This window comes from Vibrio taketomensis (assembly GCF_009938165.1).
Classification (GTDB): Bacteria; Pseudomonadota; Gammaproteobacteria; order Enterobacterales; family Vibrionaceae; genus Vibrio; species Vibrio taketomensis.
Window position 1 is genome coordinate 2,479,469 of record NZ_AP019649.1, and the last position, 14,405, is coordinate 2,493,873.

A 14,405-nucleotide genomic window follows, 5' to 3' on the forward strand; every position below is an offset into this window, starting at 1 on the left:
CAAACAACTAGGTATTACGATGGATATCCTTGCGAACTATGGCACTGTCCTGATTATTGTTGCAGCTATTTTTGGTTTTATGATGGCTGTGGGTATTGGTGCGAACGATGTTGCCAATGCGATGGGCACATCAGTAGGCTCTAAGGCTCTGACAGTAAAACAAGCAATCATCATTGCAATGATTTTTGAATTTGCAGGTGCTTACTTAGCAGGTGGTGAAGTAACCGACACTATCCGTAAAGGTGTAATTGAGACTTCTCTATTTGCCTCTCAACCAGATGTGCTTGTATACGGCATGATGTCAGCACTACTTGCTGCTGGTACATGGTTGCTACTCGCATCATACATGGGTTGGCCTGTATCAACTACACACTCAATCATCGGTGCAATCATCGGTTTTGCATGTGTGTCAGTAGGTACTGAAGCAGTAGACTGGAGCAGTGTTCAAGGCATCGTAGGTAGCTGGATTGTTACCCCGGTTATCTCTGGTTTCTTCGCATATGTCATTTTCGTTAGTGCACAGCGACTGATTTTCGATACTGAAAAACCACTATTCAACGCGAAGCGCTTTGTACCAGTTTACATGTTCATCACCACTATGGTGATTGCGCTTGTAACGATCAAGAAAGGTCTTAAACACGTTGGTCTACATCTAAGCAACACTGAAGCTTGGGTATGGGCAGCTGTGGTTTCTACTCTTGTGATGGTTGGCGGTTACGTTTACATCCAGAAGAAATTTGCTGATCGTGAAGACGACCACGGTTTCTCTGGCGTTGAAGGTATTTTTAGCGTTCTGATGGTAATCACTGCGTGTGCAATGGCATTCGCTCACGGTTCAAACGATGTAGCTAACGCAATCGGTCCTCTATCTGCTGTTGTTTCAACAGTTGAACACCTAGGTGCGGTTACAGAGAAAAGCACAATCGCTTGGTGGATTCTTCCATTAGGTGGTTTCGGTATCGTGGTGGGTCTTGCAACTCTTGGCCACAAAGTAATGGCAACCGTTGGTACAGGTATCACTGAACTAACACCAAGCCGTGGCTTCGCAGCTCAGCTAGCAACAGCATCGACTGTAGTACTAGCGTCTGGTACTGGTCTACCTATCTCTACTACCCAAACTCTTGTTGGTGCAGTTCTAGGTGTAGGTTTTGCGCGTGGTATCGCTGCACTTAACCTAGGTGTTGTGCGTAACATCGTCGCTTCTTGGATTGTAACTCTGCCTGCAGGTGCATTGCTGGCGGTAGTGTTCTTCTATGCGATTCAAGCGGCGTTTAGTTAATCAATATTAAAGTCAGAAAAATGTAAGCTGGCTGTCATTATTGACTCAAACACGCAGAAAGGGAGGCTCAGCCTCCCTTCTTTGTTGCACCTAACTAGGAAACTTCTTACTATTTGCTTCTCAGGATTCCTTCCACCTGAGAGCTTGATGACTGTTAAAGGATTTACCGTGAAAAAACTGGTTTTAATGATCTTTGCTTGTATCATTGCTGCCCCTTCAGCAATGGCAAAAGATCGCTATATTTCTGACAATTTGTTCACTTACATGCACTCTGGTCCTAGCAACCAATACCGCATTATTGGTAGTGTCAATGCAGGTGAGAAGGTCTCTCTAGTTGCTGTAAACAAAGAGACTGGCTACAGTGAAGTCGTGGATGACCGTGGCCGTAAAGGCTGGGTATCAACCAACTTTGTGACAACACAAGAAAGCATGACGACTCGTCTACCTCGCCTTGAAAAAGAGCTAGCCGATGTAAAATCAAAGCTTGCTAACGCGAGTTCTAATGCGAACAAAGAAAAAGCAGGTCTAGTGGAATCACTAGAGAATCGTAATAGCCAAATCTCTGAGTTAGAGAAGAGCTACGCAGACATGAGCCAGCAGCTTACTGCTTCTCAGACTGAAGTTCGCAACCTGCGCGCAAAACTTGATACGCAAAAAGATGATTTGCTGCTTAAGTATTTCACCTACGGTGGCGGTGTTGCGGGTATCGGCTTATTACTAGGCTTAATCCTGCCACACATTATTCCTCGCAGAAAGCGCTCTCCAGCGGGCTGGGCATAACTAGATACCAATAAAAAAGGTCACGCATGCGTGACCTTTTTTATTTAGTGAGTAAATCGCTTTAACCTTGCCAGTCATACAAAGCCGGCACTCTCAGTTTTTCACCCGCAACTTCAATCACACAAGCTTGTGGTTCAATCGCTTTTAACTGCACTCCACTAGTAAGCCAATCACCCTCTTTATATTCGGTATTGTTTACTTTTACCCAGCGCTTGTTGCTGTTTGACGAATAGACATGTGTTTGGAAGTTCAACGCAGGAAGTTTGCCATGCCAATCTGCAGCAACTGAGGCAAATTCTTGGGCGGCATCATTTGCACGCTCAATAGACGCCACATCAGCGCTAGTCGCACCCTCGCTCATTGCCGTCTGCAAACGTTGAGCAATCTCCGGCGACAAATCGGAAAGGTCTATCCCTTCTAACAGTTCATCCTCTGTGTGATCATCTATAGATGCGGTTTTCGCAGACTCAGTGTCGATTGTTTCTGCGGCAAATGCCACATTGTTGTCTATTTCAGTAACGACCAATGGTTCGCGCAATGTGCTTAAAAGCGCTCCTGAGTCAGGGTAACTTAACTCCATCAAAGGCGCTGGTTTCTCAAGAATTTCAACCCTCTCAACATTGCGCTCTAGCCATTGCTGCTTAGCTTGTTGGTATTGATAAGCACTCACCCCAAGAGCCGTTACTGCTGCAGGAATAAATATAATGCCGAACAATTTAGACCATCGCAGTGCCTTATTATCTGTAGCTTGTACACCAAGCACGTAGGCGCTACCTCGGTGCTGCTGATAACCTTGTTGAGACTCTTCTAATGATTGAATTAGGTTAGCCATTAGATGCTCTCCAAAATACTTAAGTACGGGGCTGGTTCTTGAACCAGTAGCTCCAAGCGTTGCAATGTTTGCTCGCCCGCAATACCGTCAACGTTTAACCCCTGCCACTGCTGAAATAGACTCACTTTACGCTCTAAATCTGAACCATAAGTTGGTTGTTTGGAGATGGGTAATTTAAGTAAACGAGAGAGCTGCTGATCTAACGTCACTACCTGTTTGCCTCGCATGCCAGGCTTCAAAGTGCCTTGCCAAAGTTTCTGATAGATCACACGGTATTCACCATGCCAAATTTGTTTCAACCATTTGCTTTCAAACTCCACCCGCTCGCTATCGAGTAGCAACTGCACTCGATCTTCAGACGCGCGATACAGCACGGCATAACGTCGATCTCCCTGATAATCTAGCGTCAATACCACCGGTAAGTTCTGTTTGCGTAACTGTGCTAAATCGCCCTCAGATTCTACGCAGGCAAAGCGTGAATTGGGGTTATCGACACACATTTTATCTACGACTGATGCTTGATAGCCCCAGACGTAATAAAGCTCATTGAGGCTCTCTGCAAGGCTAGAAGAGCGACTCAAAAGCGTATTCATCTGCGATGGAAAGACCTCCACACTCTGGCTTACAACCGGTTTTGGCGGGTATTGTTGCTGCAGTTGAGCATCAATCATTGGCGTTATTTGAGTCGGTAAATAGTGCCAAGTTGCCGCGGCTAACACTAAGCCTAACCCTGAGGCAATATAAGTGGCTTTAGAACGATTGGTGGTTTTAGGTTTAGCCGCTTGATAGCAAGTCGACTGAAAACTCATCACCTCTTCACATGCAACCTGCACACTCGCACTGCTTGGGCGCATTTCGCCCAGTGAAAACGCCCGTTTCAGTGCGGCATCACATACAAGATTAATTAAACGAGGGATGCCTTGCGTCGCACTCGCAATCGCTTTACACGATTTGGCGGAGAATAACTCGCTAGTGGCCCCGGCTAGTTGTAAACGAAACTGAATGTACTTGGCAGTTTCGTCGCTGTTAAGTGGCAATAAATGGTAACGACCAGTGATACGCTGAGAAAGCTGACGCAGTTGCGGGAGCTGCAATTTTTGCTGCAATTCAGGCTGACCAATGAGTAATACTTTTAGTAACTTGGTTTGCTCCGTTTCAAGATTGGTCAATAAACGCAGTTGCTCTAATACTTCAGCCGACAAATGCTGCGCCTCATCGATCATCACCAGCGTTTGCTTACCGCTGCGGTGACTTTCTAACAAAAACTGCTTAATCGTATCGGTTAATTGTTTGAGCGTCGCTTGAGAAGAATATTGCAGAGCAAATTCATCACAGATGGCCTGCAACAACTCCAAATTGGAAAATGTTGGGTTGAGAATGCTACCAATCTGCGTTGAGCTGTCCAAAGCTTTGACCATTGCTTTAGCTACGGTGGTTTTTCCCGTACCAACTTCTCCAGTTAACATAGCAAAGCCTCCACCTTCGCCTAAACCGGCTCGAAGATGATGCATTGCTTCTTTATGGCGCTGACTTAAATAGAGAAATCGCGAGTTAGGCACGATAGAAAATGGTAACTCGACAAATCCAAAATGTTGGTTATACATGGAATTGGTCACTGGGAATTTATTGATAACGAAAGTAACATTGGCTACAACAATAGGCAATGATGATAATCGGTGAGTAATAAAGTGCAAAAGTATCTTGTTGGTGGTGCGGTACGTGATCAACTACTAGGGCTTAACGTCTATGACAAAGACTGGGTTGTCGTAGGGGCGACACCTGAACAATTGCTAGATCAAGGTTATACAGCGGTCGGAAAAGACTTTCCGGTCTTCTTGCATCCCAAAACCAAACAAGAGCATGCATTGGCACGAACGGAACGCAAAACCGGTGACGGCTACACAGGCTTTCAATGCCACTTTGCACCAGACGTGACACTAGAAGAAGATCTATTGCGCCGCGATCTCACCATCAATGCCATGGCACAAGATGAGCATGGCACTATCATCGACCCGTATCAGGGTCAGCAAGATCTGAAAAAACGCGTTTTAAGGCATGTCTCTGATGCTTTTGTCGAGGATCCTCTGCGCGTACTACGTGTAGCTCGATTCGCAGCGAAATTAGCCCATCTTGGCTTTCGCGTGGCACCAGAAACCATGACGTTGATGACGCAAATCGTCACCAGTGGCGAACTAGAACACCTAACGGCGGAACGTGTCTGGCAAGAGTGGCATAAATCCCTAAGCACCCAAGATCCTCAAGTCTTTCTCGATGTACTTCGTCAATGCGGTGCTCTTAACATTGTGCTGCCTGAAATTGACCGCTTATTTGGTGTCCCGCAACCACCACAATGGCATCCAGAAATTGATACCGGCATCCACACTCTAATGGTCGCCAAACAAGCGGCATTGCTATCAGAGACCAGCACCGTTCGATTTGCCGCGCAAGTACACGATCTGGGCAAAGGTATTACACCTGAGAAAGAGTGGCCAAGCCATAAAATGCACTGCCATACCGGGCTTAAAATCATCAAAGCATTGTGTGAGCGGGTACGTGTACCAAACGAGTATCGAGATTTAGCACTGATGGTATGTGAACAACACTCTAATATTCACCGCGCCGCCGAACTCAAACCTGCAACTAAATTAAAAATTCTCAACAAGTTCGATGTATGGCGCAAACCTGAACGCCTAGACGACATCTTATTGTGCTGCAAAGCTGACAGCCAAGGGCGTACTGGCTTTGAGACTATTGATTACCCTCAGCAAGCGATCTTTGAATTGGCTTACCAAGCAGCACTGAGCGTGCAAGTACAAGACATCATCGCTGATGGTTTTAAAGGCGCAGCTATTCGTGAAGAGATGGAGAAACGCAGAGTTGAGGCGATCGCGAATGCATCGAGAGTTGAAAATTGAGAAGCGAGCTTAACCCTCTAGCACTGCTTAACCAGTAACTTATTTAAACCGCGTCATTGAAATATTAGAGAGCTCACCGTGAGCTTTCCTCCAAAGACAAAGGCCCCACCGAAGTGGAGCCTTTCTAAAAGCTATTTAGCTAAGCTTATAATTAAGCTTGACCTTTAACTTCTTTAAGACCGCTTCTTTGAAATATGGGAGAGCGCGCCCACCGTGAGCTTTCTCCAAATACAAAAGGCCCACCGAAGTGGAGCCTTTCTAAAAAGCTATTTAGCTAAGCTTATAATTAAGCTTGACCTTTAACTTCTTTAAGACCGCTTCTTTGAAATATGGGAGAGCGCTCACCGTGAGCGTTCTCCAAAATAAAAGGCCCCACCGAAGTGGAGCCTTTCTAAAAGCTATTTAGCTAAGCTTAAAATTAAGCTTGACCTTTCACTTCTTTAAGGCCGCTTCTTTGAAATATGGGAGCGCGCTCACCGTGAGCTTTCTCCAAATACAAAAGGCCCCACCGAAGTGGAGCCTTTCTAAAAGCTATTTAGCTAAGCTTATAATTAAGCTTGACCTTTAACTTCTTTTAGACCGTTGAAAGGAGCGCGCTCACCTAGAGCTTCCTCGATACGGATTAGTTGGTTGTACTTAGCAACACGGTCAGAACGGCTCATAGAACCAGTTTTGATTTGACCTGCAGCAGTACCTACCGCTAGGTCAGCGATAGTTGCATCTTCAGTTTCGCCAGAACGGTGAGAGATTACAGCTGTGTAACCTGCGTCTTTAGCCATCTTGATTGCAGCTAGAGTCTCAGTTAGAGAACCGATTTGGTTGAACTTGATTAGGATAGAGTTAGCGATGCCTTTCTCGATACCTTCAGCTAGGATCTTAGTGTTTGTAACGAATAGATCGTCACCAACTAGTTGGATCTTGTCGCCTAGAAGTTGAGTTTGGTGTGCGAAACCAGCCCAGTCAGACTCGTCTAGACCATCTTCGATAGATACGATAGGGAATTGCTCAACTAGACCAGCTAGGTAGTGGTTGAACTCTTCAGAAGTGAAAGTTTTGCCTTCACCTTTCATGTTGTAGATGCCAGCTTCTTTGTCGAAGAACTCAGATGCTGCACAGTCCATAGCTAGAGTTACGTCTTTACCTAGAACGTAGCCAGCTGCTGCAACTGCTTCTGCGATAACTTCTAGCGCTTCAGCGTTAGATTTTAGGTTTGGAGCGAAACCACCTTCGTCACCAACTGCAGTGTTGTAGCCTTTAGACTTAAGAACTTTAGCTAGGTTGTGGAATACTTCTGCACCGATACGTAGAGCTTCTTTAAGAGTCTTAGCGCCAACTGGTTGGATCATGAACTCTTGGATGTCAACGTTGTTGTCTGCGTGCTCACCACCGTTGATGATGTTCATCATTGGTAGAGGCATAGAGAATTGACCAGCAGTACCGTTTAGCTCAGCGATGTGCTCGTATAGAGGCATGCCTTTAGCAGCTGCAGCTGCTTTAGCGTTTGCTAGAGAAACAGCTAGGATAGCGTTTGCACCGAATTTAGATTTGTTTTCAGTGCCGTCTAGTTCGATCATGATAGCGTCGATTGCAGCTTGATCTTTAGCATCTTTGCCTACTAGAGCGTCAGCGATTGGGCCGTTTACAGCTTCAATAGCTTTAAGAACACCTTTACCTAGGAAACGTGATTTGTCGCCGTCACGTAGCTCAAGAGCTTCGCGAGAACCTGTAGAAGCACCAGATGGAGCTGCTGCCATACCAACGAAACCGCCTTCTAGGTGAACTTCAGCTTCAACAGTTGGGTTACCACGTGAGTCGATGATTTCACGACCTAGAACTTTTACGATCTTAGACATTAATGTTTCCTCTCGTATAAAATAAATGTCGAATTAAAGGGCAGTCACAAACCTTTGCGACTGCCCGTATCCTTTTTACTTCTTACTTCAATTCACCGCGCGAGTTTTCTCCCGCAGCTTTAACGAAACCTGCAAATAATGGGTGACCATCACGAGGAGTCGAAGTGAACTCTGGGTGGAACTGAGCTGCAACAAACCATGGGTGGTTCGGGTTCTCAATCATTTCCACTAGCTTCTTGTCCGCTGATAGACCTGATACTTTCAGACCTGCTTTTTCGATTTGCGGACGAAGTAAGTTGTTCACTTCGTAACGGTGGCGGTGACGTTCATGAATCGTATCGCTACCGTATAGTTCACGAGCTTTGGTACCTTTTTCTAGGTGACATAGCTGTGCACCAAGACGCATTGTACCGCCTAGGTTAGATGATTCAGTACGTTCTTCTACGTTACCTTCTGCATCCACCCATTCAGTGATTAAACCAACCACTGGGTACTTAGTATCTTTATTAAATTCTGTAGAGTGTGCGCCTGGCATGCCTGCTACGTTACGCGCGTATTCAATCAGCGCAACTTGCATACCAAGACAGATGCCTAGGTAAGGAACTTTGTTCTCACGAGCGTATTGCGCTGCAAGAATCTTACCTTCCACACCACGGTCACCGAAGCCACCAGGAACTAGAATTGCGTCTAGACCTTCTAGAACTTCAGTACCTTTAGTTTCTACGTCTTGTGAGTCTACGTATTTAATGGTGACGTTTAGACGGTTTTTCAAGCCCGCGTGTTTCAACGCTTCGTTTACTGATTTGTATGCGTCTGGCAGTTCGATGTACTTACCAACCATACCGATCGTTACTTCGCCCGTTGGGTTCGCTTCTTCGTAGATTACTTGTTCCCACTCAGAAAGATCCGCTTCTGGTGCATTAATGCCGAAACGAGCACACACTAGGTCGTCTAGACCTTGAGACTTGATTAGTTGAGGGATCTTGTAGATTGAATCTACGTCCTTCATTGAGATTACCGCTTTCTCAGGAACGTTACAGAATAGCGCAATCTTCTTACGCTCGTTCGCTGGGATCATACGATCTGAGCGGCAAACTAGGATATCTGGTTGAATACCGATTGATAGAAGTTCTTTTACAGAGTGTTGAGTCGGCTTCGTTTTCACTTCGCCAGCTGCTGCTAGGTAAGGAACAAGAGTTAGGTGCATGAACATTGCACGTTCACGGCCGATTTCAACCGCTAGCTGACGGATTGCTTCCATGAATGGTAGCGATTCGATATCACCTACAGTACCACCGACTTCAACGATCGCGATTTCATGGCCTTGAGAACCATTGATTACACGGTCTTTGATTGCGTTTGTGATATGAGGGATAACTTGAATTGTTGCACCTAGGTAGTCACCACGACGCTCTTTAGCTAGAACGTCTGAGTAAACACGACCTGCAGTGAAGTTGTTGCGCTTAGTCATCTTGGTGCGAATGAAACGCTCGTAGTGACCAAGGTCTAGGTCTGTTTCGGCGCCATCTTCTGTAACGAACACTTCACCATGTTGAGTTGGGCTCATTGTGCCTGGATCAACGTTGATGTAAGGGTCAAGCTTCATCATAGTCACTTTAAGACCACGAGCTTCTAAAATCGCTGCAAGAGATGCTGCTGCAATACCTTTACCTAGAGAGGATACAACCCCGCCAGTAACAAAAATGTAATTTGTCGTCATGTTTAACCTGAAATTGGTTGAATGAGGGAAAATGGATTTCTTCTGGACGGGAAGCAAATATACCAGAAGGCCCTTAACGCCACAACGTGAAATCTATCACACCACCACTATTATTTTTTTGCTTCAAATCAAAGTGAATGATTCAGATTATTCAAACTTATAAACAGCATGAGTCAGAATTATCCATTTTACGCATAATTAGGTCACTAATTACGCTCTTCTTGCTTCGCTTTTTGCCAATATTCTTCTAGTTCATCGAGACTGCATTGTTCCAATTTTTTTTCATTCTGTTGCACTTTTCTCTCTACTTGAGAAAAACGACGAACAAACTTTAAATTTGCCTTAGCCAATGCGACCTCTGGGTTAACTTCTAAATGGCGAGCCAAATTCACCACTGAGAACAATAAATCACCCAGTTCTAGCTCAACGTTCTCTTGTTTGCTGTCGACAAGTAAAGCTTCTTCCATTACCTCGTCCAACTCTTCATGGACTTTATCTACGACCGGAGCCAACGAATCCCAATCAAATCCATAGCGTGCACACTTCTTTTGCATCTTTGTAGCACGTATTAACGCCGGTAGAGAATTTGGTATTGAGTCTAGAATACTTTGTTCGGTTTTTCCTGCCCGCGCCTTCTCTTTCGCTTTCTCTGCTTCCCAGTTAGCATTGATGGCTTCATCGGACTCAAATTCAACCTCAGAAAAAACATGCGGATGGCGACGAGTCAGTTTTTCATTGACTGTTTCCACCACATCAGAAAACTCAAACAGTCCTTGCTCTTTCGCAAGCTGACTGTAGAAAATCACCTGGAACAGTAAATCACCCAACTCTTCTTTTAAGTTCGGCCAATCTTGGTTATGAATCGCATCCACCACTTCATACGTTTCTTCAATGGTATGCGGCACAATAGTTTCAAAGGTCTGCTTACGATCCCAAGGACAACCTTGTTGTGGGTCGCGCAGCGTCTCCATAATCTGTTCTAACTGTTCAATTGGATGACTCATGTTTTCTCCTCCACCAGCCCGACACTATGTTCTCAGGCCAGTAATAAACAAAAAGGTGAGCAGCTAAAACCACTCACCTTGAATTCTTTCTATCAGGCAACGCCAAGTTATAAAACGAGAGCCTAATTCCTTTAGAGAAACACACGTTTTTGCTAAGCAGTTGGCGTTTTAACAAGGCAACATGCGCATGAGACTCCCAGAGCATAGCCATCTATGTGATGAGTCTGGGCCGGCACTCCGGAGTAAGCGCAGTTAACGCCGTAAAAACAACAAATGCGACGCAAAAATTAGCCTAAGCGTTTTACTAGCATCACATCTTTAATCTGCTCAACACGACTAATCAGTCGATTGACCACCTCGACATTGGTCACTTCCAATTCAAAGTCGAGAATCGACAATTGATTGCGATAATCAACTCGGCTCTTCATGCTATTCACTTTGACTTTTTCGTTAGCAAACAGAGTGGTGATCTCTTTAAGCAAACCACTACGCTCCATTGCCTCAACACGCAACGTTAGTGAGTAACTCCCTGCAAAGCCTCTACCCCAAACCGTATCGATAATACGTTCTGGTGCATGGTGGCGTAAGTCATCTAGTTGTTCGCAGTCTGCTCGGTGCACTGAGATACCACGACCTTGGGTGATATAGCCTTTAATCTCATCACCGGGAATTGGCTGACAGCAGCGTGCTAGGTGGGTCATCAGATTATCCACCCCTTCTACCACAACCGCATCCTTATTCGGACGGTTTGGCGTTGAAGGTTTGTTTTCTGCCTCACGCAGTTTTTCTAACGCTTGCTGATCTTCTTCCTCTGCCGTGGGCTTGTTCACCAAAGCGTTGATGTGGTTGATGATTTGGTTGATGCGCAAATCACCGCTACCCACGCCAACGAACAATTCATCGGCGGTGTTCATATTAAAACGCTTGAGTGCATATTGCTCAGCATCTTTAAGCGTCGCACCAATCTTTGCCAGTTCGTGTTCTAAGATCTCACGCCCCGCTTCGAGGTTTTTCTCTCGGCTTTGTTTACGGAACCAAGCGTTAATTTTTGCGCGCGCACGGCTTGAGGTCACAAAGCCGGTTGCTGGATTTAGCCAGTCACGAGATGGGTTGGGTTCTTTTTGCGTGATAATTTCAACTTGATCACCCATTTGTAGCTTGTGAGTAAACGGAACGATGCGACCGCCCACTTTCGCACCGATACAGCGGTGACCCACCATCGAGTGAATATGGTAAGCAAAATCAAGCGGTGTTGCGCCCATCGGTAAATCGACCACATCACCACGCGGGGTGAAGGCATAAACGCGATCATCAAAGACTTGGCTGCGAACCTCATCAAGCATTTCGCCTGAATCAGACATTTCTTCTTGCCAATCAAGTAGTTTGCGCAGCCAAGTGATCTTCTCATCGTAACCACTACGGCCGCTGCTACCTTCTTTGTATTTCCAGTGCGCAGCAACGCCCAGTTCAGAATCTTCGTGCATCTGTTTGGTACGAATCTGAATCTCGATGGTCTTGCCTTCTGGCCCTAAAATGACGGTATGGATTGACTGGTAGCCATTAGGTTTCGGGTTGGCAACGTAGTCATCAAATTCGCTTGGCAAGTGTTTGTACTTGGTATGCACCACACCCAAAGCGGCATAACAATCTTGCAATTTGTCAGCGATAATACGCACCGCACGCACGTCAAAAAGCTCGTCGAACTCCAAGCCTTTTTTCTGCATTTTTCGCCAGATGCTATAGATGTGTTTTGGACGACCGCTCACTTCGGCATTAATACCCGAAACGCTCATCTCTTGGTGAAGGTCGTCGACAAAATCTTTGATGTACTGTTCACGCACAATTCGGCGCTCAGACAGTTGTTTGGCGATTTGCTTGTAAGTATCTGGTTGTTGGTAGCGAAATGCGTAGTCTTCGATTTCCCATTTCAACTGACCAATACCTAGACGGTTAGCCAGAGGTGCATAGATATTGGCGCACTCTTTCGCAACAGCGCGGCGCACTTCATCCGGTGCTTTTTTCACTTCAATCAGGTTGCAGATACGTTCTGCCAGTTTGATCACTACGCAGCGAAAATCATCCACCATCGCCAACAACATGCGGCGAACGTTATCGACTTGCGCTGAAGCAGCACTGCCTTCTAAGGTCACATTCAGTTGACCCAATGCAGCCATTTCTTCAACACCATCAATAAGCTTAATGATCTCACTGCTAAAGTCTTCTTCCAGTTTTTCGCGTCCAAGCGCACCGGTCGAGACTAAAGGGAATAACTGCGCAGCGACTAGGGTCGGCCTATCCATTGAGAGAGTGATCAATATTTCAATCATCTCGCGCCCACGCCATAGCAACAATGACGCATTATCATTGCCCTTTAGGTAGCTTTCACACTGACGATAAACTTCAGTTAAGCGCTGAGCAGTTTTGGACTCTTGCTTTAAGCTCGAGATCCACTTGTCCAATTCAAACTGTTCGTCTTGATTTAAATGCGCGCTTCTTACCGCAACCATCTTTCTTCGTCCTAGCTGTTACTTTGTTTTCAGACTAACCATGTCTTATAGGCTATCGCGCCTAGTGTTAGTTCACTTTATTTTGCTGAACCCATGACAAATAATGCCATCGACTCAAGGTGACCTGTGTGCGGGAACATATCGAGCATGCCCAGCTTTTGCAATTGATACCCTTGTTCTAACAGACTTTGGCTATCTCGCGCTAAAGTCGCTGGGTTACAAGAGACATACACCACACGACGAGCTCCTAAATTCGCAAGCTGATCAACAATACCGCTTGCACCTGCTCGTGCAGGGTCTAACAGTATCTTATCAAATTTTTTACTTGCCCACGCCATAGATGACATATCTTGTTCTAAATTTGCTTGATAGAACGACACATTGTCAATCAGGTTCAGGTGAGCGTTTTGTGAAGCTTTCTCCACCATAGCTTCAACGCCTTCTACCCCAATCACTGATTGCACTTGCTTGGCGATTGGCAAACTGAAGTTCCCCAAACCACAGAATAAATCCAAGACATGGTCGGTAGACTCTAGTTCTAACCAATCTAGCGCTTGCGCCACCATTTTTTGGTTTACTACTTGGTTCACTTGAATAAAGTTATTTGGCGCGAACGGAATGGTCGCCCCCACTTCTTGGTAGTTCGCCTCTTCACCCAACACTAAATCCAGTTGATCTGTTTGTGGCATTAAATACAGCGTCGCTTGATTGTCACTAGCAAAGTTCTCTAACTGTTGCTGTTCTTTGCTGCTGAGTGGTTTTAGGTGGCGAAGCACGATCACTTTGGTATTGTCGCCTTTTACCAGTTCAACGTGGCCAATCGCCTCTTGATGCGAGAAACCTTGCAGTAGTTGATACAATCCTGGCAGTATTGCGTTTAAGTCAGAATCCAACACAGGACAGTTGGTTACCGTGACAATCTGTTTACTTTGCTTACGACGAAAGCCAAATTGCAGTTTGCGTGTCTTCTTATCAAGTATCACGCTGACACGTGCACGACGACGGTAGCCAAGGCTTTCACCCGTGATTGGTGAAGAGAGTTCCAACGTTTGACCAGCAAACTTACGCATCAAACCTGAAAGCGCCTGCTGCTTGTATTTCAATTGAGCCGATTCCTCCAAATGCTGCAAATTACAGCCACCGCATTGTTCGTAATGCGGGCAAAATGGCTTTACTCGCTCATCGCTACTGGTTTGTACTTTAATGAGATTAGCGCGAGCGTATTTGCTTTTGGATTCGGTCAGCTGCACCAGCACTTGTTCATTAGGTATAGCGCCTTCGATAAACACAGGCTTACCTGATGAATAGGCGATGCCGACACCTTGATGGTCGAGTTTTTCCACCTTCATCGATTGGTGTTTGGTATCTATTTGAGTTTTCTTCTTCGGTTGGAAAAAACGCGCCATGCTCTGTGCCTGTAGTGAATAACTTGATTTGCTACTCAGACGTCACCTTTTCACGTCTGAGTGATTGTTTGTGCCGCTGCGGTTGATTATGCTTATCGTTTTAACGGCT

At 45.6% G+C, this 14,405-nt stretch carries 10 protein-coding genes; 3 read left to right on the forward strand and 7 right to left on the reverse strand.

What is annotated here, in order from left to right; genetic code table 11:
• Positions 1 to 19: 19 nt before the first annotated feature.
• Both Vt282_RS11405 and Vt282_RS11410 read left to right on the forward strand, forming a co-directional pair.
• Entirely contained in the window at positions 20 to 1,279 is a 1,260-nt protein-coding gene (locus Vt282_RS11405) for an inorganic phosphate transporter (protein ID WP_162045618.1), read from the forward strand.
• A 168-nt stretch (positions 1,280 to 1,447) separates the two neighbouring features.
• On the forward strand, positions 1,448 to 2,059 hold the full coding sequence (locus tag Vt282_RS11410) for a TIGR04211 family SH3 domain-containing protein (RefSeq protein ID WP_162045617.1): 612 nt from the start codon (positions 1,448 to 1,450) through the stop codon (positions 2,057 to 2,059).
• Positions 2,060 to 2,120: 61 nt separating this feature from the next.
• On the opposite strand, the gene Vt282_RS11415 is transcribed toward Vt282_RS11410, so the two are convergent.
• Both Vt282_RS11415 and Vt282_RS11420 read right to left on the reverse strand, forming a co-directional pair.
• Positions 2,121 to 2,891, reverse strand: coding sequence for a general secretion pathway protein GspB (locus tag Vt282_RS11415; RefSeq protein ID WP_162063426.1), 771 nt, complete (start codon positions 2,889 to 2,891; stop codon positions 2,121 to 2,123).
• Positions 2,891 to 4,495: an ExeA family protein gene (locus tag Vt282_RS11420; protein ID WP_162063427.1), complete on the reverse strand. Its 1,605-nt coding sequence runs from the start codon at positions 4,493 to 4,495 to the stop codon at positions 2,891 to 2,893. The genes Vt282_RS11415 and Vt282_RS11420 overlap by 1 nt, the downstream gene beginning before the upstream one ends.
• An 84-nt stretch (positions 4,496 to 4,579) precedes the next feature.
• Between Vt282_RS11420 and Vt282_RS11425 the strand changes: the two genes are divergently transcribed.
• Entirely contained in the window at positions 4,580 to 5,806 is a 1,227-nt protein-coding gene (locus tag Vt282_RS11425) for a multifunctional CCA addition/repair protein (protein ID WP_162063428.1), read from the forward strand.
• A gap of 551 nt (positions 5,807 to 6,357) precedes the next feature.
• On the opposite strand, the gene eno is transcribed toward Vt282_RS11425, so the two are convergent.
• The 5 genes from eno to rlmD all read right to left on the reverse strand — a co-directional run bounded on the left by eno (position 6,358) and on the right by rlmD (position 14,296).
• Positions 6,358 to 7,659 carry a phosphopyruvate hydratase gene (gene eno, locus Vt282_RS11430; protein WP_162045614.1) on the reverse strand — a complete coding sequence of 434 codons (1,302 nt, stop codon included), beginning with the start codon at positions 7,657 to 7,659 and terminating at the stop codon, positions 6,358 to 6,360.
• Between the two features lie 82 nt (positions 7,660 to 7,741).
• Complete coding sequence (locus Vt282_RS11435; protein ID WP_162045613.1) at positions 7,742 to 9,379, reverse strand: CTP synthase; 1,638 nt, start codon at positions 9,377 to 9,379, stop codon at positions 7,742 to 7,744.
• A gap of 206 nt (positions 9,380 to 9,585) precedes the next feature.
• Entirely contained in the window at positions 9,586 to 10,383 is a 798-nt protein-coding gene (gene mazG, locus Vt282_RS11440; RefSeq protein WP_162063429.1) for a nucleoside triphosphate pyrophosphohydrolase, read from the reverse strand.
• 287 nt (positions 10,384 to 10,670) lie between these two features.
• Positions 10,671 to 12,890, reverse strand: a complete 2,220-nt coding sequence (gene relA, locus Vt282_RS11445; RefSeq protein ID WP_162045611.1) for a GTP diphosphokinase — start codon at positions 12,888 to 12,890, stop codon at positions 10,671 to 10,673.
• A gap of 77 nt (positions 12,891 to 12,967) precedes the next feature.
• Entirely contained in the window at positions 12,968 to 14,296 is a 1,329-nt protein-coding gene (gene rlmD, locus Vt282_RS11450) for a 23S rRNA (uracil(1939)-C(5))-methyltransferase RlmD (protein ID WP_162063430.1), read from the reverse strand.
• Positions 14,297 to 14,405 lie beyond the last annotated feature (109 nt).

What these genes read in the sequence shown, in the direction of transcription:
- Vt282_RS11405 (WP_162045618.1), top strand. Translation starts at nt 20, where the DNA reads ATGGATATCCTTGCGAACTATGGCACTGTCCTGATTATTGTTGCAGCT.
- Vt282_RS11415 (WP_162063426.1), bottom strand. Translation starts at nt 2,891, where the DNA reads ATGGCTAACCTAATTCAATCATTAGAAGAGTCTCAACAAGGTTATCAG.
- Vt282_RS11420 (WP_162063427.1), bottom strand. Translation starts at nt 4,495, where the DNA reads ATGTATAACCAACATTTTGGATTTGTCGAGTTACCATTTTCTATCGTG.
- eno (WP_162045614.1), bottom strand. Translation starts at nt 7,659, where the DNA reads ATGTCTAAGATCGTAAAAGTTCTAGGTCGTGAAATCATCGACTCACGT.
- Vt282_RS11435 (WP_162045613.1), bottom strand. Translation starts at nt 9,379, where the DNA reads ATGACGACAAATTACATTTTTGTTACTGGCGGGGTTGTATCCTCTCTA.
- mazG (WP_162063429.1), bottom strand. Translation starts at nt 10,383, where the DNA reads ATGAGTCATCCAATTGAACAGTTAGAACAGATTATGGAGACGCTGCGC.
- relA (WP_162045611.1), bottom strand. Translation starts at nt 12,890, where the DNA reads ATGGTTGCGGTAAGAAGCGCGCATTTAAATCAAGACGAACAGTTTGAA.
- rlmD (WP_162063430.1), bottom strand. Translation starts at nt 14,296, where the DNA reads ATGGCGCGTTTTTTCCAACCGAAGAAGAAAACTCAAATAGATACCAAA.